We start from the raw sequence: 18977 nt of genomic DNA, 5'->3' as shown, positions 1-18977 counted from the left end.
CAGATACGGACCAGTCGATACGGAGGCAAGAAGTGGTTGCAGCACTGAACGACACCCTGCTGGACGATGCACGGATGCCCGCGGTCCTCGCGGACGTCCAGGCGCTCGTCGACGCGGAGGTCTCGGACAAGAAGGGTGCGTCCGGACTGGCGCTCAAGGGCGGGTACGGCGCCGTCAAGAAGGTCGGACCGTCGATCGTGCCGGATGCCGTCGAGGGCCTGCTGCCGGCGTTCGTCGCGCGGCTCGAGCCGTTCTGGCAGGACTTCGGGACCAGCGGGGAGAGCAGCTTCTCGGCGTTCCTGACCGCGCGCAGCGACGCCGTCGCCGACGCGCTGCTGGGCGTCACCGACGAGCGCATCGAGGGCACCGACAAGGGCGCGATCAAGAAGGTCTACTCGACGCTGCGTCCGTCGGCGAAGAAGCACGTCATCGAGGCTCTCCCGCGTCTCGGTGATCTGGTGCAGAAGCACGCAGCCTAGGCGCTTCGCGCCCGTGCGCCTTTTTGGTAGTTCCCACTACCGAAAAGGCGCACGGGCAGCTCCGCTGCCTAGTACGCGGCGTGACCGTGACGCCAGTAGCCGGTGAACGCGATGTCGGACTTCGGCACCCGCCGGTCGTTCACCAGGTGGCGGCGCAAGCCGGTCGCGAGATCGCTCTCACCGGCGACGAACGTGTACGACGGGCCGCCGGGCAGATCGGCGGCCCGCACCGTCGCGAGCGCGAGCTCGCCGGGCTTGGCCGACGGGTCGTCGCGCACCAGCCAGTGCAGCTCGGCGTTGTCGCCCACTGCGACGTCCTGCCGATCGTCGTCGTGTGGGATCTCGATGTACGCGCGCACCGGCAGCGCCGGATCGACCGAGCGGAGGATGCCGACGATCGCCGGGAGCGCGCTCTCGTCACCGACCAGCAGGTGCCAGCGGGCGTCCGGGGTGGGGTTGTAGATCAGGCCCTCGTCGAGCAGCCCCAGCGGGTCGCCCGGCGCGCACGAGTTCGCCCACGCCGACGCCGGACCGAGGTCGCCGTGCGACGCGAAGTCGATGTCGAGTTCCGGCCCATCCCCGAAAAGCCCTCCCGCGGGCCGGAACTCGCGCACGGTGTAGTTGCGCAACACCGGCCGGACGTCCTTGGGGATCAGCTTGAACTGTGCGTACCAGAGGTTGCCGCCCGACGTGGGAAGTCGGAATCCGCTCACCTCCCGGTCGGGGATGAACATCCGGAACCAGTGGTCGAAGCCCATCGGGACGAACCCGCGCAGCTCCTCGCCGCCGATCGTGACCCGCACGAAGTTCGGGCTGATCTGCTTGCTGCCGAGCACGTGCGCCGAGACGATCTCGCGCTGCTCGGGCTTGACGAACTTGGAGCGTTTGGCCATGGCGTTCCGTCCCCGCGAATCCGATAAGAGTTTAGCCAACCCTAATACGAGGAGTGGGGGCGTGGTTCAGCCAGGCCGCCCCGGGCGGGCGATCCGCCGGACCGCGGGCGGCATACCCCACTCGTCGCGGCCCAACCTGCTCAACGGGGCGATCGTGGCGAACGCGGGCAGACCGTCGTCGGCCAGGGCCTCGGGCCGTACCGCCACCGCCAGTACATCGCCCATCACGACGAACGACGTCCCCACCTCGATCACCTCCCGGAGCCGGCACTCGATCGCGACGGGGGAGTCCGCGACCCGTGGCGGGCGAACGCGCTCGCTCGGTTCGGCCGCGATGTCGAGCGCGGCGAACTCGTCGGTGCCCGGCTCGTACGGCGCCGAGCTGGTGTTGACGGCGTCGAGCATCGGCTCGGTCGCGAGGTTGACGACGAACTCTCCGGTGGCCTCGACGTTTCGGAGGCTGTCCTTGCGGCCCACCGACGTGAACTGCACGACCGGCGGCTCGGCGCTCGACACCGTGAAGAAGCTGTACGGCGCGAGGTTCGGCACCCCGTCGGCCGACAGCGTCGACACCCACGCGATCGGACGCGGCACCACCGACGCGGTCAGTACGGGATAGAAGCGACCGGGACCCATCTCGGTGGGGTCGAAGACTGTGCGCACCATCCGACCATCGTGGCAGCGGAGCCGCCCGTGCGCCCTTCCGGTGTGCCCGGCTACCGAAAAGGCGCACGGGTGCGCAGCGCCCGACCCGCGTCTGCCAATCTGGAAGGCGTGAACCCGTCCACTGCACAAGCCACCGCCGTCGTCGACGAACTGATCCGCGGCGGGGTACGTGAGGTCGTGCTCTGCCCGGGTTCGCGCAACGCACCGCTCGCGTTCGCACTGCAGGCCGCCGACGCCGCCGGGCGGCTCCGCCTGCACCTGCGGATCGACGAGCGCACCGCGGGATTCCTCGCGATCGGTCTCGCTGTCGCGAGCGGGCAGCCGGTCCCCGTGGTGATGACGTCGGGCACCGCCGTCGCGAACCTCGGCCCCGCGGTGCTCGAGGCCAACTACGCGCGCATCCCGCTGATCGTGCTCAGCGCCAACCGGCCCTACGAGATGCTCGGCACCGGCGCCAACCAGACCGTCGAGCAGTTCGGCCTGTTCGGCAGTCAGGTGCGGGCCGCGATCAGCCTCGGTCTCGCCGAGGAGGCCGGGGACGAGTCGCAGCGCGGCATCCGCTTCGACGAGCAGAACAGCCAGTGGCGCAGCGCGGTGTGCCGGGTGCTCGCCGCCGCCCGCGGCACCCGTTCCGGCAACGCCGGCCCCGTCCACTTCGACATTCCGCTGCGTGAGCCGCTGGTGCCGGACGTTCGTCCGCGGGGACTCGTGCCCGAGGGCCGTCCCGGCGGCGCCGCCTGGACCACCACCGTGCACGCGACGCTCGACGTCCCGATGGACCTCGACATCACCGCCGACACGGTCGTCGTGTCGGGGCATGGCTCCGCGTACCGGCCCGAGCTCGCGGGCCTGCCGACCGTCGCGGAGCCGACCGCGCCGCTGCACGGCATCCCGCTGCATCCGCTCGCGTTGCCGCAGCTCAAGCCGCGGCAGGCGATCATCACCGGCCGCCCGACGCTGCACCGCCCGGTGTCGAAGCTTCTCGCCGACCCGTCCGTCGCGGTGTACGCGCTCACCACGGGCCCGCGTTGGCCCGACGTCTCCGGCAACGTGCTGGCGACCGGTACCCGCGCCGTCGTGACCGGCGAGCCGGACCCCGCGTGGATCGCGCGGTGCCGGCACCTGTCCGAGCACGCCGACAAGGCTGTCCGCTCGCAGCTCGACGCGCACCCGACCGCCACCGGTCTGCACGTCGCGGCCGCCGTCATGGAGGCGTTGTCCGACGGCGACCAGTTGCTGCTCGGCGCGTCCAACCCGGTCCGCGACGCCGCGCTCGTGAGTTACCCGCGGCCCGGGGTGAAGGTGCTCTCGAACCGTGGTGTCGCCGGTATCGACGGCACCGTGTCGACCGCGGTCGGTGCCGCGCTCGCCTACGAGTCGGAGGGACGCACCGTCGCGTTGCTCGGCGACCTGACGTTCCTGCACGACGCGTCCGGACTGCTCATCGGTACGGGCGAGCCGCGGCCTACGGATCTGACGATCGTCGTCGCCAACGACGACGGCGGCGGCATCTTCGAACTGCTCGAGCAGGGCGACCCGCAGTACGCGGGCGTGTTCGAACGCGTCTTCGGCACCCCGCACGGCATGGACCTGGCCGCACTGTGCGCCGCCTACCGGGTGCCGCACCGCCGGGTCGATCTGGCCGAGCTGACCGCTGTGCTCACGGCGCCCGGCGACGGTATCCGCGTGCTCGAGGTCACCACCGAACGTTCGGGCCTGCGGGAGCTGCACGCCGCGGTGCGGGCGCAGCTGTGAGTCCCCGCGTCGCACACCGTGCGGCGGTGTCGGTGATCGTCGTCGCCGCCGGGATCTCGGTGCTCGCGGTGCTGCTGGTGCTGGCGGCGTGGCGCAACGACCGGACCATCGAATCGGACATGGGCACCGCCACCGCCGAGGTCCTGTCCGCCGGTTCGCTGCGGTCGGCGGTCAGCTTCGTCACCCCCGACGGCGTTACGCACAACCCGAAGCTGGGGGTGCTGTACCCGACCAACCTCACCGCCGGCCAGCGCATCGACGTCGAATACGCACGCAGCGAACCGGATCTGGTGCGCGTCGCGGGCCGGGACGCGAGCGTCGCGATCGTGCCGGCCGGATCGGTGATCGTCGTGACGTGGTTCGTGGCACTGCCCGCGCTGCTCGTGCTGCGCCGACGGGCCCGCGCCGAGGGTTCCTGAGAAGTTCACTCAGGAAGGGTTTCTATCCTCGACCGAATGCGGAGAACTTCGGAGCGGGCCGGGATGATGCTCGTCGCCGCGGCAGTCGTCGTGGTGGCCCTGTACCTGCTGCGCGGCGTCGGTGCGGCGATCTATCGCGCGATCGTGCCGCACACGTCGGATCTACCCGGTGTGGGCCTGATCGCCGAGATCGGACTGCTCGCGCTCGTCGCGCTGTTCGCGGTGCTCGCCGTGCAGATGTGGCGCACCCGCTCCCCGCACCTGGGGGAGCTGCTGATGGGCGGCTTCGGTGTGGTCGTGGCGTACGTGCTCAGCGAGGTGATCAAAACCTTCGTCAGCGAGGACCGGCCGTGCCGCGTCGAACTCACCCTCGCCGACTGCCCGGCCCCCGGGGACTGGTCGTTCCCGAGCAACCACACCGTCATCGCCTTCGGTCTCGCCACCGCCATCGTGCTCGCGACGGAACGGATCCTGTCGTCGTTGCAGCGCGGCCTGGTGATCGCGCTGGCCGCGCTGATCGGCCTCGCTCGGGTCCTGCAGGGGGTCCACTACCCGCACGACGTGCTCGCGGGCGCCGTCGTCGGATCCGCCGTCACGATCGCCGTCGTCGCGATGCTGCTGCCGTGGGCGCAGACCAAGGCACGGTCACTCGGTCGCCGACCGGCGCGAACGAGCGAGGACAACCCGGCGGCCGATGTCGACGCGTGAGCGGTTGGTAGCGTCTGACGCCGTGGCAGATACACACGGCTCGCGGGCCTCGCTCGAGAAGAAGCCGCACGAGGTCGCGTCGATGTTCGACGGGGTCGCGAAGCGATACGACCTGACGAACACGGTGCTCTCGTTCGGTCAGGACCGCAGTTGGCGCAAAGCCACCCGGGCCGCGTTGGACCTCGAGCCGGGGGAGCGGGTCCTCGACCTCGCGGCCGGCACCGGTGTCTCCACCGTCGAACTCGGCCGCTCCGGTGCCTGGGTGGTGGCCACCGACTTCTCCAAGGGGATGCTGCAGGCCGGTATCGATCGCCGCGTCCCGATGGTCGCGGGTGACGCGATGCACCTGCCGTACGGCGACGCCGTGTTCGACGCCGCCACCATCTCGTTCGGTCTGCGCAACGTCTCCGACTTCGACGCCGGGCTGCGCGAGATCGCCCGCGTCACCAAGCCCGGCGGACGCCTCGTCGTCAGCGAGTTCTCCACACCCGTGTTCGGGCCGTTCCGCACGGTCTACATGGAGTACCTCATGAAGGCGCTCCCGCGGGTGGCCCGTGCCGTGAGCAGCAACCCGGACGCGTACGTCTACCTCGCCGAGTCGATCCGGGCGTGGCCCACACAGGAGCAGCTCGCCGGGCGCATCGAGGCCGCCGGTTGGAAGAACGTGCAGTGGCGCAACCTCACCGGTGGCATCGTCGCCCTGCACCGCGCCACCCGCTGAGCGCGCTCGCGGCCGCCCGACACCGCTTCAGGAGAACGGCGGCCGCGCATCCAGACGTAGCGACCCGGCACCCGACGTCCGCCACGCGCGGGCCACGACGTCGGCGTCCTCGTCGGTGACGAGGTTGCCCATCACCCGCACCGCGACGGTCATCATCGCGCGCGAGCGCATCGCGACGGGCCCGGCCGTCGGCAGGAACCGGGCCACGGTCAGCAGACCCGCGAGACGCCGCGCGATCGAGAACGCGCGGCCGTACCGGTCCCGCAGCATCGCGGGCCACACGTCGGTCAGGTCGGCGTCGTCGAGGAGCCGCGCGACCAGGCGTCCGCCCTCGAGTCCGTAGTCGATGCCCTCGCCGTTGAGCGGGTTCACGCACGCGGCGGCGTCACCGATCAGCGCCCAGTTGCGCCCGGCGACGTTCGAGACGGCGCCACCCATCGGCAGCAGCGCCGACGCCACCGAGTGCACGTCGCCGTCCAACCGCCATTCCGCGCGGCGCTGCGCGACGTACAGGTCGAGCAGCGGACGCAGCGCACCCGGTGCCGGACGTTTCGCGGTGGCGAGCGTGCCGACGCCGATGTTCACCTCGCCGGTCGCGAGCGGGAACACCCAGCCGTAGCCCGGCTGCAGGGCACCGGTGTCGTCGCGCAGCTCCAGGTGCGACGTGATCCACGGGTCGGCGCTGCGACCGGACGTCGCGTACGCGCGGGCCGCGACGCCGTACGCGGTGCCGCGGTGCCACTGCCGGCCCAGCTGCTTGCCGAGCGTCGAGCGGACGCCGTCGGCGACGATCAGCTTCTCGCAGGTGACGGTGTGCGTGCCCGACGCGGTCTTCACCGTCACGGCTCGCACCCGGTCGCCGTCTCGCTCGACGCCGACGGCTTTCGCGCCCTGCACCATGCGGGCACCGGCGTCCACCGCGGTCAGCCGCAGACGATCGTCGAGTTCGGTGCGGGGGACCGCGCTACCGACGGCGGGCAGCGCGCCGCCCGGCCACGGCAGTTCCAGCTCGCGGCCCCAACCGGTGAGCCGCAGACCGCGGTTGACCGTCCGCTCACGCACCCAGTCCCCGAGACCGAGATGATCGAGTTCGGCGACCGCGCGGGGCGTCAGCCCGTCACCGCACGTCTTGTCGCGCGGGAAGGTGGCCGCGTCGAGGAGCAGGACGTCGCGGCCGGCGCGCGCCGCCCACGTCGCCGCCGCGGAACCGGCCGGACCTGCACCGACGACCAGGACTTCCGTGCTCGAGGGCAGTTCCGCCGAGGGATTCGGGGCATCGCTGGACCCAGCGGTCGGGAAATGTTCGGCCACCACCCCACCATCCTCTCAGGCCGAGGTAGCGCGACGCGGCCAGGGCAGGTGTGGTGACGAGCGTTGCTGACGCTAGGTTCACTACCGTGGTTTCTGCGTTTTCCGGGCCTGCCGAGGCGTTACCGACTACAGGAATGAGTACTGACATCGTGAGCACTGAGGGGTCGAGCACTGTCGTCGCGGGAGTCGATCTCGGCGACCAGCAGCTCGCGGACGCCGTGCGCGACGGGCTCGCCCGCGTCGAGGAGCTTCTCGTCAGCGAACTGTCCGACGGTGAGGACTTCCTCACCGAGGCTGCGTTGCATCTCGCGAAGGCCGGGGGCAAGCGGTTCCGTCCGCTGTTCACCGTCCTGACCGCCCAGCTCGGGCCGGAGGGCTCGGACCCGGCGGTGGTCACCGCGGCGACCGTCGTCGAACTCGTGCACCTGGCCACGCTCTACCACGACGACGTCATGGACGAGGCCGCGATGCGCCGCGGTGCGCCCAGCGCGAATGCGCGGTGGGGTAACAGCATTGCGATCCTCGCCGGTGACTACCTGTTCGCGCACGCGTCGCGTCTGGTGTCCACGCTCGGCCCGGAGGCCGTCCGCATCATCGCCGAGACGTTCGCCGAACTGGTCACCGGCCAGATGCGCGAGACCATCGGCGCCCGCGAGAAGCAGGACCCGGTCGAGCACTACCTCAAGGTCGTCTGGGAGAAGACCGGCTCGCTCATCGCGGCCAGCGGCCGCTTCGGCGGCACGTTCTCGGGCGCCGACGCCGACCAGATCGCGCGCCTCGAGCGCCTCGGCGACGCCGTCGGCACCGCGTTCCAGATCGCCGACGACATCATCGACATCTCGTCGGCGTCCGAGCAGTCCGGCAAGACCCCCGGCACCGACCTGCGCGAGGGTGTCCACACGCTCCCCGTGCTGTACGCGCTGCGTGAGGAAGGCGCCGACGCCGACCGGCTGCGCGTCCTGCTCGACGGCCCGGTCACCGACGACGCCGACGTCGCGGAGGCCCTCGCGCTGCTCGAGCGGTCACCGGGCATGGCCGCCGCGAAGGCGAAGCTCGGCGAGTACGCCGACCGCGCCCGGGCCGAGCTGGCGCAGCTGCCGCAGGGGCCCGCGAACGACGCGCTCGTGCGACTCGTCGACTACACCGTCGAACGCGTCGGTTGATCAACTTCTGAAGTAGCCTGCGAACCAGCCCGGGAACCTTGTTCCCGGGCTGGTTCGTTGTCAGGACAGCAAGCCACACGGTGGTGAACAGGGAAGAGGCGAGTCGTGCACGGTTACGCAAACGGCGCGAAGACGTTCGGACTGCTGGTCGGAATGTCGGCGCTGATCATCTTCATCGGCGCGCTGTTCAGGAATCCGACGATCCTGGTCTTCTCGATCCTGCTGGCCGTCGGCGCCAACGCCTACGCGTACTTCAACAGCGACAAGCTCGCGTTGCGGGCCATGCACGCGCAGCCCATCACCGAGGTCCAGGCCCCCGTCATCTACAAGATCGTCCGAGAGCTCGCGACGACCGCACACCAGCCGATGCCGCGGCTGTACATCAGCCCCACGGCGGCGCCCAACGCATTCGCGACCGGACGCAATCCACGTCACGCCGCGGTGTGCTGCACCAGCGGCATCCTCGACATCCTCGACGAACGCGAACTGCGTGCCGTGCTGGGGCACGAACTGTCCCACGTCTACAACCGCGACATCCTGATCTCGTCGGTGGCCGGCGCGATGGCGGCCGTCATCTCCGGCCTGGCCAACATGGCGATCTTCGCCAACATGTTCGGTGGCGGTCGCGACGGGCAGGGAGCCAACCCCATTGCACTGCTGTTGGTCTCGCTGCTGGGGCCGATCGCCGCCACGGTCGTCAAGCTCGCCGTCTCCCGGTCGCGGGAGTACCAGGCCGACCAGTCGGGTGCGGAGCTGACGGGCGACCCGTTGGCCCTCGCGTCGGCGTTGCGGAAGCTCGAGCGGGGCACGCAGGCCGCGCCGCTGCCGCCGGAGCCGAAGATCGCCGCGCAGTCGCACATGATGATCGCCAACCCGTTCCGCGCCGGCGACCGGGTCGGCAAGATGTTCTCCACCCACCCGCCCATGGCCGACCGGATCGCGCGGCTGGAGAAGATGGCCGGCGGTGGCCCCTCCGGCGGGGGACTGCCCCCGACCTACCGGGAGCTCTGAGGTTTCAGACGGCACAGGCCGCACACGTTCCCGACGGGAAGGTGTGCGGCCTGTGTTTCGACAGCGGGGGCGACGTCAGCGGTAGTTGACGAACTGCAGGGCGATCCCGAAATCCTCGCCCTTGAGCAGTGAGATGACGGCCTGCAGGTCGTCACGCTTCTTGCTGCTCACGCGCAGCTCCTCGCCCTGGATCTGCGCCTTGACGCCCTTGGGGCCCTCGTCGCGGATCTTCTTCGAGATCTTCTTGGCGTTCTCGCTGCTGATGCCCTGGACCAGCGAGCCGCTCAGCTTGTAGACCTTGCCGGACTGCGACGGCTCGCCGGCGTCGAACGCCTTGAGCGAGATGTCGCGACGGATCAGCTTCTCCTTGAACACGTCGAGGGCGGCGGTGAGACGCTCCTCGGTGTCGGCGGTCAGCGTGATGGTCTCCTCGCCGGACCATTCGATGCTCGCCCCCGTGTTGCGGAAGTCGAACCGGGTGCCCAGCTCCTTCGCGGCCTGATGCAGAGCGTTGTCCACCTCTTGACGATCAACCTTGCTCACCACATCGAAGGACGAATCAGCCACTGCACACTCCTGAATTCATAGCGGTCGACCCCACCCGGACAGGGGTGGGTTGCCTAGGACGCTATCGGGTCGCAACCCCCTCTATCCACCCGGTTTGCGTATCCGGGGGGACTTCGTTGTATTCTTCGATATGCGTCAGAGCGAGCAAGAAGCTCTGGGCGCAGCCTGGCAGATTGCCCGAGCGGCCAATGGGAGCGGACTGTAAATCCGTCGGCTTATGCCTACGTAGGTTCGAATCCTACATCTGCCACACGTTCAGCCCCGACCTCGAAAAAGGTCGGGGCTGAACTGTTTTCGGGGCTCGGGCGCTGCGCTCCGCCGCCCCCGGATGTGATCCATCCCACTCATCGAGACCGGCAGGTCTTCTCCTGGTCCCGGCTGTCTAGCGTCCGAACCTGAGTGGCGTCCGTCACAGGGCGGGTGCGCAGGACATGCGAAGGAGCCGAATCGGCGATGACAGGTCTGATCAACGCGAACGAGACGTCACCGAAGTTGCAGCACCCCGGCCGGTTGTTCATCGGCGGACGCTGGGTGGAGCCGAACACGGCGGCCACCTTCGACGTCGTCAATCCGGCAACCGAGGAGGTCTTCCTCACCGTCGCGGAGGCCGACGCGCAGGACATGGCCCAGGCCGTCGACGCCGCCCGTGACGCCTTCGACCGGGGCCCGTGGCCGCGGATGACCCACGCCGAGCGCGCCACCTACCTGCGGGCGATCGGCGCCGGCATCCGTGAGCGCAGCGCCGAACTCGGGGCGATCTGGACCAGCGAGATGGGCATCCTCGCCGCCGTCTCCTCGTACGCCTCCGCCGGCTCCGGCGACGTCTTCGACTACTACGCGGGGCTCGCCGACACCTACGAGTGGGTCGAGGAACACCGGCCGAGCTCGGGTCAGGGCGTTGGCCTGCTCGTTCGTGAACCGGTCGGCGTCGTCGCCGCGATCATCCCGTGGAACAGCCCCCTCGGCCTGCTCGCCAACAAGGTCGCTCCCGCGCTCCTCGCGGGCTGCACCGTCGTCGTCAAGGCGTCCCCCGAGGCACCCGGCGCGGTCTACGCGTTCGCCGAGATCGCCGAGGCGGCGGGGCTGCCCGCCGGCGTCGTCAACGTCGTCACGGCCGACCGCGAGGTGTCGGAACTGCTTGTCCGTAACCCCGGCATCGACAAGGTCGCCTTCACTGGGTCCACCGCCGCCGGTCGCCGGATCGCCTCCCTGTGCGGCGAACGGATCGCGCGCTGCACGCTCGAACTCGGCGGCAAGTCCGCGGGCGTCATCCTCGACGACTACGACCTCGCAACCGCTGCCCAGTCCATCGCGACGTCGGCGCGGATCATGACCGGCCAGGTGTGCGCGTCGCTGACCCGCATCGTCGTCAGCCGTCACCGCCACGACGAGTTCGTCGACGCCCTCGGCGCCGCGATGTCCGCGATCCGCGTCGGCGATCCGTTCGACGCCGAGACCGAGATGGGTCCGCTCGCGATGTCCCGTCAGCTCGAGAAGGTCGAAGGACTGATCGCCAAGGGATGCGAGGAGGGCGCCACGCTCGTCACCGGTGGCCGTCGGCCCGCTCACCTCGAGCGCGGCTTCTTCATCGAACCCACGGTCTTCGGCAACGTCGACAACGACTCGACCATCGCGCGCGAGGAGGTCTTCGGCCCCGTCGTGAGCGTCATCGCGGCCGACGACGAGTACCACGCGGTCGACATCGCGAACGACACCGTCTACGGCCTGAACGCATCCGTGTTCACAGACGACATCGAACGTGCATGGACGGTGTCGCGGCAGCTGCGTTCCGGCACCGTGGGGCACAACAGCTTCAAGACCGACTTCGGGATCGCCTTCGGCGGCTTCAAGCAGTCCGGAATGGGGCGCGAGGGCGGTCTCGAGGGCCTGCAGCCGTACCTGGAGGCGAAGACCGTCCTGCTCGACGCGATGCCGCCGAGCCTGACCTGACCCGCCCGTGGTGGCGCGCGACCGAATCGTGCGCCACCACGGCCCACGTTATGTCACGTGACCAGGCAATTTGTGTCTCGGGCGAAGGTCTGTGTAATCTTCTGGAGGCTTCAGCGCGCAGAGATGCGCGGGACAGCCACGCCCCCTTAGCTCAGTCGGCAGAGCGTTTCCATGGTAAGGAAAAGGTCGACGGTTCGATTCCGTCAGGGGGCTCGCTGGATTGTGGTGTCGCCGGCTTCGCGCGACACTCGACACCGAGGCGGTGTAGCTCAGTTGGTAGAGCAAACGACTCATAATCGTTGTGTCGCCGGTTCAAGTCCGGCCATCGCTACACAAGACGAATGATCCACCCTGATCTCTCTCTGATCAGATTCACGCGAAAGAAGGCGTCCCCGTGGCCTCCTCGACTGACGTTCGGCCGAAGATCACCTTGGCCTGTGAGGTGTGCAAGCACCGTAACTACATCACCAAGAAGAACCGCCGCAACGACCCCGACCGCCTCGAGCTGAAGAAGTTCTGCCCGAACTGCGGAACCCACCAGTCGCACCGCGAGTCCAAGTAGTTTCTCGGAGTCGGCGCTCGCGCGTTAGGTTCACTGTCAGACTGCCCTAACGAGGTTCGCGTCAACAGGGCAGGCAGGTATTCGCTGTGACAGAGACAGTCGTGAGAGAGGCCGAGGTGATATCCGACCCCGCCGCGCACGCGGCCTCGATGGTCGGACATCACTACCGCGTCTCCGATTTCTACGAGATCGGCCGGGAGAAGGTTCGCGAGTACGCCCGCGCGGTACTCGACAATCACCCCGCTCATCACGACGAGGAAGCGGCCAAGGGCCTCGGTTACGACGGCCTCATCGCCCCTCCGACCTTCGTCTCGATCGTAGGGATGCTCGCGCAGCGCAAGCTGTTCGAAGAGGTCGTGACCGGTTACGACCTGAGCCAGATCATGCAGACCGATCAGCGCCTCGTGTTCCACAGGCCGCTGAAGGCTGGCGACCGATTGATCTGCGACGTGTACCTGGAGTCGTTCCGCCAGGTCGCGGGCAGTGACATCATCGTCACCAAGAACGTCATCACGGACGTGAACGGCGAACTGGTCCAGACCACCTGGACCACGCTCGTCGCTCGCTCCGGTGGTGAGGTGGACGAGAACATCGCGCACGCGGTCAAGGATGTGATGATGCATGTCGCTCCGTAGGTTCGAGGACGTCGCCGTCGGCGACGAACTGCCCGAGCGCGTCGTCACTCTGACCCGCGGAAATCTCGTCAACTACGCCGGCGTCTCGGGCGATCCCAACCCGATCCACTGGAGTGACCACGTAGCCCGACTCGCCGGCCTGCCGGACGTCGTGGCGCACGGGATGCTCACGATGGGGCTCGGTGGCGGATTCGTCTCGTCCTGGCTCGGCGATCCGGGTGCGGTGACCGAATACAACGTTCGGTTCACCAGTCCGGTGTACGTGGCGGCCGACAAGGCTGCCGAAGTGGAGTTCACCGGCAAGATCAAGTCGGTGGACGCCGAAAGCAAGACCGCAGTAGTCGCGATCGTGGCGCGGTCCGAAGGACGTAAGATCTTCGGACGGGCCACCGCAACGGTCCGTTTGGCCTGAGTGTCGGACGGATTGGGTTTGTTCCGGGGCTTTGAAGTACACTAGAGTTTCTGGGGTTACTCAGGCGCTGCGCGCTGCCTAACGGTGCTGTTGCAACAGCCCACGGGGTGGCGCGCAAGTCATGTAATCCTGGATAGGTCGACCAGTTCGATCGGTCGTCCAAAGGGGCGTAGCTCAATTGGCAGAGCAGCGGTCTCCAAAACCGCAGGTTGCAGGTTCAAGTCCTGTCGCCCCTGCACCCGGACTGGCTACTGAGAGGAACGACGGTGAGCGACGAGCGCAACGACGGCACTCCCGGGTCCACGGACCCAGGCGCCGTCGGCGATTCCGAAGCCGGCGCGAGCTCTCGCCCCGCGGCCGGATCCGATCAGAGCGGATCCCAGGCTCCGGAGGCTGCAGCGTCTGCGGGCGTCGTTCCCTCGGGCAAGCCCAGTGGCAAGCGCGCCGCGCGCCGCAGCTCCACCGAAGATCAGCCCGCAAAGAAGGCTGTCGCCGCCTCCTCCGTGAAGTCTCCGGAGTCGAAGCCCGTCGCGAAGACCTCCAAGGCAGACAAGCCCCGCTCGGAGAACATCTTCAAGCGGATTCGCCGCTTCCTGCGGGAAGTCGTTGCCGAACTGCGCAAGGTCATCTGGCCCAATCGCAAACAGATGATCACGTACACCAGTGTCGTGCTCGTGTTCGTCGCTTTCATGGTGACCTTCATCAGCCTCCTCGACATAGGGTTCGGCAAGGGCATTTCCTGGTTGTTCGGCTAGCCGGGAACGCATGTCGGCGTTTCCGAACGATGTGATTGACGAGAGGAAGAGTGCCTCCAGTGAGCACCCCCGAGAACGACTCTGACGAGGCTCTGGCCGAGGAGCGTGTTTCGGCCGAGGCGGTAACCGAGGAAGACGTGGCTGCCGACGACGTGGCTGTCGAGGACGACGCCGCGATCGAGCAGGCCGAGGACGGTGCCGTGGAGGAGCAGGCTCCTGAGGTCGCCGAGGAAGAGGTCGATCCCGTAGCCGAGTTCAAGGCTGCGATGCGCCGTGCCCCCGGAGACTGGTACGTCATCCACTCGTACGCCGGTTACGAGAACAAGGTCAAGACGAACCTCGAGACCCGTGTCCAGAACCTGGACGTCGGCGACTACATCTTCCAGGTGGAAGTTCCCACCGAAGAGGTCACCGAGATCAAGAACGGCCAGCGCAAGCAGGTCAATCGCAAGGTTCTGCCGGGCTACATCCTGGTCCGCATGGAGCTCAACGACGAGTCGTGGGGCGCGGTCCGGAACACCCCCGGTGTCACCGGTTTCGTCGGCGCCACATCGCGCCCGTCGCCGCTGACGCTCAACGAGGTCGTCAAGTTCCTCATGCCGCAGCAGGGCCAGAAGAAGCCGGCCACCGCTGCGGCCGCAGCCGGCGACGTGTCCGTCGCCGCCGCCGCGAAGCCGGTCATCGAGGTCGACTTCGAGGTCGGCGAGTCGGTCACCGTCATGGACGGTCCGTTCGCGACCCTGCCGGCGAGCATCAGCGAGGTCAACGCCGAGCAGCAGAAGCTCAAGGTGCTGGTCTCGATCTTCGGTCGCGAGACCCCGGTCGAACTGTCGTTCAACCAGGTCCAGAAGATCTAGCGGTCCCCGAACCGGGTACCCACACAAACTTGCACGCAGTACGCAAGAAACACACCCAGTAAGAACAAGGAACGAAGATGCCCCCCAAGAAGAAGAAGCTCGCAGGGCTCATCAAGCTCCAGATCCAGGCTGGTCAGGCCAACCCTGCCCCGCCCGTCGGTCCGGCGCTCGGTCAGCACGGCGTCAACATCATGGAGTTCTGCAAGGCTTACAACGCGGCGACTGAGTCCCAGCGCGGCAACGTGATCCCTGTCGAGATCTCGGTCTACGAAGACCGGACCTTCGACTTCAAGCTGAAGACTCCTCCGGCCGCCAAGCTGCTGCTCAAGGCAGCCGGCGTGCAGAAGGGCTCCGGCGAGCCGCACAAGACCAAGGTCGCGACCGTGACCATGGATCAGGTGCGCGAGATCGCGAAGACCAAGCAGGAAGACCTCAACGCGAACGACATCGAGGCCGCGGCGAAGATCATCGCCGGCACCGCGCGCTCGATGGGTATCACGGTCGAGGGCTGATTCTCAGCAAACTCTGCCGCGACGCAGAGTTTTCTCCTCCCTGTGGGAGGGCCGGCCAGGCCCGTCACCACAACTGAACCATTCACCGGGGTAGGCCCTGGTGAGAAGTAAGGACAGAAGAAATGGCAAAGCGCAGCAAGGCGTACCTCGCCGCCGCTGAGAAGATCGACGCGGACAAGCTCTACAGCCCCCTGCAGGCTGCGAAGCTGGCCAAGGAGACGTCGTCGAGCAAGATGGACGCGACCGTCGAGGTCGCCGTTCGTCTGGGCGTCGACCCCCGCAAGGCGGACCAGATGGTTCGCGGCACGGTCAACCTGCCGCACGGCACCGGTAAGACCGCCCGCGTCGTCGTCTTCGCCGTCGGCGAGAAGGCCGCCGAGGCCGAGGCCGCCGGTGCAGACGCAGTGGGCGCCGAGGATCTGATCGAGCGCATCCAGGGCGGCTGGACCGACTTCGACGCCGCGATCGCCACCCCGGACCAGATGGCCAAGGTCGGCCGTATCGCCCGCGTCCTCGGACCGCGTGGCCTGATGCCGAACCCGAAGACCGGCACCGTTACGCCGGACGTCGCGAAGGCTGTCGCCGACATCAAGGGCGGCAAGATCAACTTCCGCGTCGACAAGCAGGCCAACCTGCACTTCGTGATCGGCAAGGCGTCGTTCGACGAGGCCAAGCTGGTCGAGAACTACGGTGCGGCGCTGGACGAGATCCTGCGTGCGAAGCCGTCGTCGGCGAAGGGCCGCTACGTCAAGAAGGTCACGGTTTCGACCACCACCGGACCGGGCATCCCGGTGGACCCGAACCGTACCCGCAACCTCCTCGAGGACGGCGAGTAAGTCGCGATTCCTCGCGACCTGATCGACATCGAAGGCCGGTACAGAGTTTCTCTGTGCCGGCCTTCGGCGTTCGAGTCCCACGTTCTTCGCCGACCAACCGGTCGCGGACGTGGGCTGAGTCGCACAACCGGGGGAGGCGATCGATCTGTTTTGCGTCCTGGGCATTCCTCCAGTACTGTCTCCGTTGGAGTTCGGTGCTAGATGCGAATTCCGCCCCGAAACATGTTCTACCAAAGACCGTTGGTCACCGAGATCAGAGATGAGATCGGTTGAAGGTCCGGGATTGCCCGGCGGCCCACGCAGGAGGACGAGGTGGGGGATGATTGTCTGCGCTCGGCCTCGGCCGAATGGATGGATCTCCTCGTGTACGCCCCGTGTGCCCTGCACCGGGGCGTTTTGCATGTCACGGCCCCAAGTGGAACAACGACTGTCACGAGAGGAGGCGAAGTATGGCAAAGCCTGAGAAGGTTTCTGCAGTTGCAGAGATCACCGAGCAGTTCAAGGATTCGACCGCCGCCGTGATCACGGAATACCGTGGTCTGTCGGTCACGAGTCTGACGCAGCTGCGACGCGCTCTCGGAGAGGGTGCCACCTACTCCGTCGCCAAGAACACCCTGGTCAAGCGTGCCGCCGCTGAGGCGGGCGTCGAGGGTCTTGACGACCTGTTCGTCGGACCGACCGCCATTGCATTCATCAAGGGCGAGCCGGTCGACGCTGCGAAGGCCATCAAGGCCTTCGCGAAGGACAACAAGGCACTCGTCATCAAGGGCGGGTACATGGACGGCGCTGCGCTGTCCGTGGATCAGGTCAACCAGATCGCGGACCTCGAGTCCCGCGAGATCCTGTTGGCCAAGCTCGCCGGCGCGATGAAGGGCAACTTGGCAAAGGCCGCCGGCCTGTTCAATGCTCCCGCTTCGCAGGTGGCCCGTCTGGCCGCCGCGCTGCAGGAGAAGAAGGCTGCGGAGGGTGGAGCCGCCGAGGCTCCCGCCGACGCCGCTGCCGAATAGCTGATCCGCACCTGCGCATCACAACCATCACCACCTGTCCGGTCGCGGATCGGCGACACAGGACTTAAGAGGAAGGACGCCACCATGGCGAAGCTCACCACCGAAGAGTTGCTGGACCAGTTCAAGGAGCTCACCCTGCTCGAGCTCTCGGAGTTCGTGAAGGCGTTCGAGGAGACCTTCGAGGTCACCGCTGCTGCTCCGGTCGCCGTCGCTGCTGCGGGCGCTCCGGCTGCCGCTGCCGACGCTGCCGAGGAGCAGGACGAGTTCGACGTCATCCTGGAGTCGGCCGGCGACAAGAAGATCCAGGTCATCAAGGTCGTCCGTGAGGTCGTCTCCGGCCTGGGCCTGAAGGAAGCCAAGGACCTCGTCGAGGGTGCTCCGAAGCCGATCCTGGAGAAGGTCGCCAAGGACGCTGCCGACGCCGCCAAGGAGAAGCTCGAGGCTGCCGGCGCGAAGATCACCGTCAAGTAAGACGCGTATCTCCGCTGCTTCTGTCCGAAGCATCGAGAAAGAGGGCCGTTCCCGTAGGGGGCGGCCCTCTTTCGTCACCGGAAAACTCGTCGGGCGGATCTTGATGACAGGGTTGTGATCCTTACTTACTCGTGAGTAGGATTTGGTGTCACGGATAACACTTCGATGCGATAGAGTGACGCAACCCACAGTGGATCGCGCGGTGGGGGGACGTTCCTTACGCAGGAGGTAATGGTGGGAGTCGAGGTAGCAGTCGAAGGGCTCACAAAGTCTTTCGGCTCTCAGAAGATCTGGCAGGACGTGTCGCTGACGCTGCCGGCCGGAGAGGTGAGCGCACTGCTCGGGCCGTCGGGCACGGGTAAGTCGGTCTTCCTCAAGTCGCTGATCGGTCTGCTGCGCCCGGAAGAGGGCTCGATCGTCATCGACGGCACCGACATCCTCCAATGCTCGTCCCGCGAGCTGTACGAGATCCGCAAGCTGTTCGGCGTCCTCTTCCAGGACGGCGCGCTGTTCGGGTCCATGAACCTGTACGACAACGTGGCCTTCCCGCTGCGTGAGCACACCAAGAAGTCCGAGTCCGAGATCCGCAAGATCGTCATGGAGAAGCTCGAGCTCAACGGCCTCGTCGGGGCCGAGGGCAAGCTTCCCGGCGAGATCTCGGGCGGTATGCGCAAGCGTGCCGGGCTCGCTCGCGCGCTGGTCCTCGACCCCCAGATCATCCTCGTCGACGAGCCCGACTCGGGCCTCGACCCCGTTCGCACCACGTACCTCAGCCAGTTGCTGATCGACATCAATGCGCAGATCGACGCCACGATCCTGATCGTGACGCACAACATCAACCTCGCGCGCACGGTGCCCGACAACCTGGGCATGCTGTTCCGCAAGCAGCTCGTCATGTTCGGGCCTCGCGAGGTGCTGCTCACCAGTGACGAGCCGGTGGTCCACCAGTTCCTCAACGGCAGCAAGATCGGCCCGATCGGCATGTCCGAGGAGAAGGACGAGGCGCAGATGGCGCACGAGCAGGCCCTCGTCGACGCCGGTCATCACCACGGCGGCACCGACGACGTCTACGGTGTGGTGCCGCAGATGCAGGCAACGCCCGGGCTCCCCGTGCGCCAGGCTGTCGCCCGCCGTCAGGCCCGCGTCCGTGAGATCCTCCATACCCTGCCGATCGAGGCCCAGCAGGGCATCCTTGCAAGCATGAACGACGACGCTGCCACGCAGGTGATCCCGGCATACGACGAGGGCGGCTTCGAGCAGACCACGTTCGAGCGCGGGTAGGGGACC

22 protein-coding genes and 4 tRNA genes are annotated in these 18977 nt (G+C 67.6%); 22 read left to right on the top strand and 4 right to left on the bottom strand.

Features of this window, described 5'->3' with window-relative positions:
* Positions 1 to 32 precede the first annotated feature (32 nt).
* Positions 33 to 479: a DUF6918 family protein gene (locus tag A6I89_RS14470; RefSeq protein ID WP_005518196.1), complete on the top strand. Its 447-nt coding sequence runs from the start codon at positions 33 to 35 to the stop codon at positions 477 to 479.
* Between the two features lie 68 nt (positions 480 to 547).
* Here the strand turns inward: A6I89_RS14470 and A6I89_RS14465 are convergent, their stop codons facing one another.
* Positions 548 to 1372 carry a siderophore-interacting protein gene (locus A6I89_RS14465; protein WP_022597462.1) on the bottom strand — a complete coding sequence of 275 codons (825 nt, stop codon included), beginning with the start codon at positions 1370 to 1372 and terminating at the stop codon, positions 548 to 550.
* A 66-nt stretch (positions 1373 to 1438) separates the two neighbouring features.
* Positions 1439 to 2035: a flavin reductase family protein gene (locus A6I89_RS14460; RefSeq protein WP_013416958.1), complete on the bottom strand. Its 597-nt coding sequence runs from the start codon at positions 2033 to 2035 to the stop codon at positions 1439 to 1441.
* Positions 2036 to 2146: 111 nt separating this feature from the next.
* Here A6I89_RS14460 and menD point away from each other — a divergent pair, with 111 nt between their 5' ends.
* Genes menD through A6I89_RS14440 form a run of 4 tightly spaced genes read left to right on the top strand, consistent with a single transcriptional unit; the run spans position 2147 to position 5641 of the window.
* Positions 2147 to 3793, top strand: coding sequence for a 2-succinyl-5-enolpyruvyl-6-hydroxy-3-cyclohexene-1-carboxylic-acid synthase (menD, locus tag A6I89_RS14455; protein ID WP_013416957.1), 1647 nt, complete (start codon positions 2147 to 2149; stop codon positions 3791 to 3793).
* A complete protein-coding gene (locus A6I89_RS14450; protein ID WP_022597460.1) occupies positions 3790 to 4212 on the top strand; it encodes a DUF3592 domain-containing protein in 423 nt (140 codons plus the stop codon). Before menD ends, A6I89_RS14450 begins: the two co-directional genes overlap by 4 nt.
* Before the next feature lie 36 nt (positions 4213 to 4248).
* Entirely contained in the window at positions 4249 to 4920 is a 672-nt protein-coding gene (locus A6I89_RS14445; protein ID WP_226347459.1) for a phosphatase PAP2 family protein, read from the top strand.
* Positions 4921 to 4942: 22 nt separating this feature from the next.
* Positions 4943 to 5641, top strand: coding sequence for a demethylmenaquinone methyltransferase (locus A6I89_RS14440; RefSeq protein WP_037084947.1), 699 nt, complete (start codon positions 4943 to 4945; stop codon positions 5639 to 5641).
* Positions 5642 to 5668: 27 nt separating this feature from the next.
* Here A6I89_RS14440 and A6I89_RS14435 read toward each other — a convergent pair whose 3' ends face one another.
* Positions 5669 to 6955, bottom strand: a complete 1287-nt coding sequence (locus A6I89_RS14435) for a geranylgeranyl reductase family protein (protein WP_005518210.1) — start codon at positions 6953 to 6955, stop codon at positions 5669 to 5671.
* Positions 6956 to 7086: 131 nt separating this feature from the next.
* Between A6I89_RS14435 and A6I89_RS14430 the strand changes: the two genes are divergently transcribed.
* Together A6I89_RS14430 and htpX are read left to right on the top strand one after the other, a co-directional pair.
* Positions 7087 to 8115 (top strand): polyprenyl synthetase family protein, encoded by a 1029-nt coding sequence (locus tag A6I89_RS14430; RefSeq protein WP_044991342.1) that lies wholly within the window; start codon positions 7087 to 7089, stop codon positions 8113 to 8115.
* A 105-nt stretch (positions 8116 to 8220) separates the two neighbouring features.
* Positions 8221 to 9126 (top strand): zinc metalloprotease HtpX, encoded by a 906-nt coding sequence (gene htpX / locus A6I89_RS14425; RefSeq protein ID WP_022597454.1) that lies wholly within the window; start codon positions 8221 to 8223, stop codon positions 9124 to 9126.
* Positions 9127 to 9201: 75 nt separating this feature from the next.
* Here the strand turns inward: htpX and A6I89_RS14420 are convergent, their stop codons facing one another.
* On the bottom strand, positions 9202 to 9693 hold the full coding sequence (locus tag A6I89_RS14420) for a YajQ family cyclic di-GMP-binding protein (protein ID WP_013416952.1): 492 nt from the start codon (positions 9691 to 9693) through the stop codon (positions 9202 to 9204).
* Between the two features lie 167 nt (positions 9694 to 9860).
* On the opposite strand from A6I89_RS14420, the gene A6I89_RS14415 reads away from it, so the two are divergent.
* The 15 genes from A6I89_RS14415 (at position 9861) to A6I89_RS14345 (ending at position 18971) form a co-directional block, all read left to right on the top strand.
* Positions 9861 to 9943 (top strand) — tRNA-Tyr (locus A6I89_RS14415).
* A gap of 203 nt (positions 9944 to 10146) precedes the next feature.
* A complete protein-coding gene (locus tag A6I89_RS14410; RefSeq protein WP_022597452.1) occupies positions 10147 to 11643 on the top strand; it encodes an aldehyde dehydrogenase in 1497 nt (498 codons plus the stop codon).
* Positions 11644 to 11783: 140 nt separating this feature from the next.
* A tRNA-Thr gene (locus A6I89_RS14405) sits at positions 11784 to 11856 on the top strand.
* A gap of 45 nt (positions 11857 to 11901) precedes the next feature.
* Positions 11902 to 11974, top strand: a tRNA-Met gene (locus tag A6I89_RS14400).
* 63 nt (positions 11975 to 12037) lie between these two features.
* The gene (gene rpmG, locus A6I89_RS14395; protein WP_003941903.1) at positions 12038 to 12205 is read left to right on the top strand and encodes a 50S ribosomal protein L33; all 168 of its coding nucleotides are present in this window, start codon (positions 12038 to 12040) and stop codon (positions 12203 to 12205) included.
* Between the two features lie 149 nt (positions 12206 to 12354).
* Complete coding sequence (hadA, locus tag A6I89_RS14390) at positions 12355 to 12840, top strand: (3R)-hydroxyacyl-ACP dehydratase subunit HadA (protein ID WP_174525753.1); 486 nt, start codon at positions 12355 to 12357, stop codon at positions 12838 to 12840.
* A complete protein-coding gene (gene hadB / locus A6I89_RS14385; protein ID WP_005518222.1) occupies positions 12827 to 13252 on the top strand; it encodes a (3R)-hydroxyacyl-ACP dehydratase subunit HadB in 426 nt (141 codons plus the stop codon). The genes hadA and hadB overlap by 14 nt, the downstream gene beginning before the upstream one ends.
* A gap of 163 nt (positions 13253 to 13415) precedes the next feature.
* A tRNA-Trp gene (locus A6I89_RS14380) sits at positions 13416 to 13488 on the top strand.
* Positions 13489 to 13518: 30 nt separating this feature from the next.
* Positions 13519 to 14007, top strand: coding sequence for a preprotein translocase subunit SecE (secE, locus tag A6I89_RS14375; protein WP_005518223.1), 489 nt, complete (start codon positions 13519 to 13521; stop codon positions 14005 to 14007).
* 59 nt (positions 14008 to 14066) lie between these two features.
* The gene (gene nusG / locus A6I89_RS14370) at positions 14067 to 14864 is read left to right on the top strand and encodes a transcription termination/antitermination protein NusG (RefSeq protein ID WP_013416950.1); all 798 of its coding nucleotides are present in this window, start codon (positions 14067 to 14069) and stop codon (positions 14862 to 14864) included.
* A 77-nt stretch (positions 14865 to 14941) separates the two neighbouring features.
* Positions 14942 to 15376: a 50S ribosomal protein L11 gene (rplK, locus tag A6I89_RS14365; protein ID WP_005518227.1), complete on the top strand. Its 435-nt coding sequence runs from the start codon at positions 14942 to 14944 to the stop codon at positions 15374 to 15376.
* Positions 15377 to 15498: 122 nt separating this feature from the next.
* Entirely contained in the window at positions 15499 to 16212 is a 714-nt protein-coding gene (rplA, locus tag A6I89_RS14360) for a 50S ribosomal protein L1 (RefSeq protein WP_005518228.1), read from the top strand.
* Positions 16213 to 16661: 449 nt separating this feature from the next.
* A complete protein-coding gene (gene rplJ, locus A6I89_RS14355) occupies positions 16662 to 17219 on the top strand; it encodes a 50S ribosomal protein L10 (protein WP_005518230.1) in 558 nt (185 codons plus the stop codon).
* A gap of 84 nt (positions 17220 to 17303) precedes the next feature.
* Entirely contained in the window at positions 17304 to 17690 is a 387-nt protein-coding gene (gene rplL, locus A6I89_RS14350) for a 50S ribosomal protein L7/L12 (RefSeq protein WP_005518232.1), read from the top strand.
* Between the two features lie 231 nt (positions 17691 to 17921).
* Positions 17922 to 18971, top strand: coding sequence for an ABC transporter ATP-binding protein (locus A6I89_RS14345; RefSeq protein ID WP_005518233.1), 1050 nt, complete (start codon positions 17922 to 17924; stop codon positions 18969 to 18971).
* Positions 18972 to 18977 lie beyond the last annotated feature (6 nt).

It is taken from the genome of Prescottella equi (genome assembly GCF_002094305.1).
GTDB classification, from domain to species: Bacteria; Actinomycetota; Actinomycetes; order Mycobacteriales; family Mycobacteriaceae; genus Prescottella; species Prescottella equi.
The sequence above is the reverse complement of the archived record's forward strand: the minus strand, read 5'-3'. Positions and strand labels throughout refer to the sequence as shown.

What these genes read in the sequence shown, in the direction of transcription:
- A6I89_RS14465 (WP_022597462.1), bottom strand. Translation starts at nt 1,372, where the DNA reads ATGGCCAAACGCTCCAAGTTCGTCAAGCCCGAGCAGCGCGAGATCGTC.
- A6I89_RS14445 (WP_226347459.1), top strand. Translation starts at nt 4,249, where the DNA reads ATGCGGAGAACTTCGGAGCGGGCCGGGATGATGCTCGTCGCCGCGGCA.
- A6I89_RS14430 (WP_044991342.1), top strand. Translation starts at nt 7,087, where the DNA reads ATGAGTACTGACATCGTGAGCACTGAGGGGTCGAGCACTGTCGTCGCG.
- A6I89_RS14410 (WP_022597452.1), top strand. Translation starts at nt 10,147, where the DNA reads ATGACAGGTCTGATCAACGCGAACGAGACGTCACCGAAGTTGCAGCAC.
- hadA (WP_174525753.1), top strand. Translation starts at nt 12,355, where the DNA reads ATGGTCGGACATCACTACCGCGTCTCCGATTTCTACGAGATCGGCCGG.
- hadB (WP_005518222.1), top strand. Translation starts at nt 12,827, where the DNA reads ATGTCGCTCCGTAGGTTCGAGGACGTCGCCGTCGGCGACGAACTGCCC.
- rplK (WP_005518227.1), top strand. Translation starts at nt 14,942, where the DNA reads ATGCCCCCCAAGAAGAAGAAGCTCGCAGGGCTCATCAAGCTCCAGATC.
- rplA (WP_005518228.1), top strand. Translation starts at nt 15,499, where the DNA reads ATGGCAAAGCGCAGCAAGGCGTACCTCGCCGCCGCTGAGAAGATCGAC.
- rplJ (WP_005518230.1), top strand. Translation starts at nt 16,662, where the DNA reads ATGGCAAAGCCTGAGAAGGTTTCTGCAGTTGCAGAGATCACCGAGCAG.
- rplL (WP_005518232.1), top strand. Translation starts at nt 17,304, where the DNA reads ATGGCGAAGCTCACCACCGAAGAGTTGCTGGACCAGTTCAAGGAGCTC.
- A6I89_RS14345 (WP_005518233.1), top strand. Translation starts at nt 17,922, where the DNA reads ATGGTGGGAGTCGAGGTAGCAGTCGAAGGGCTCACAAAGTCTTTCGGC.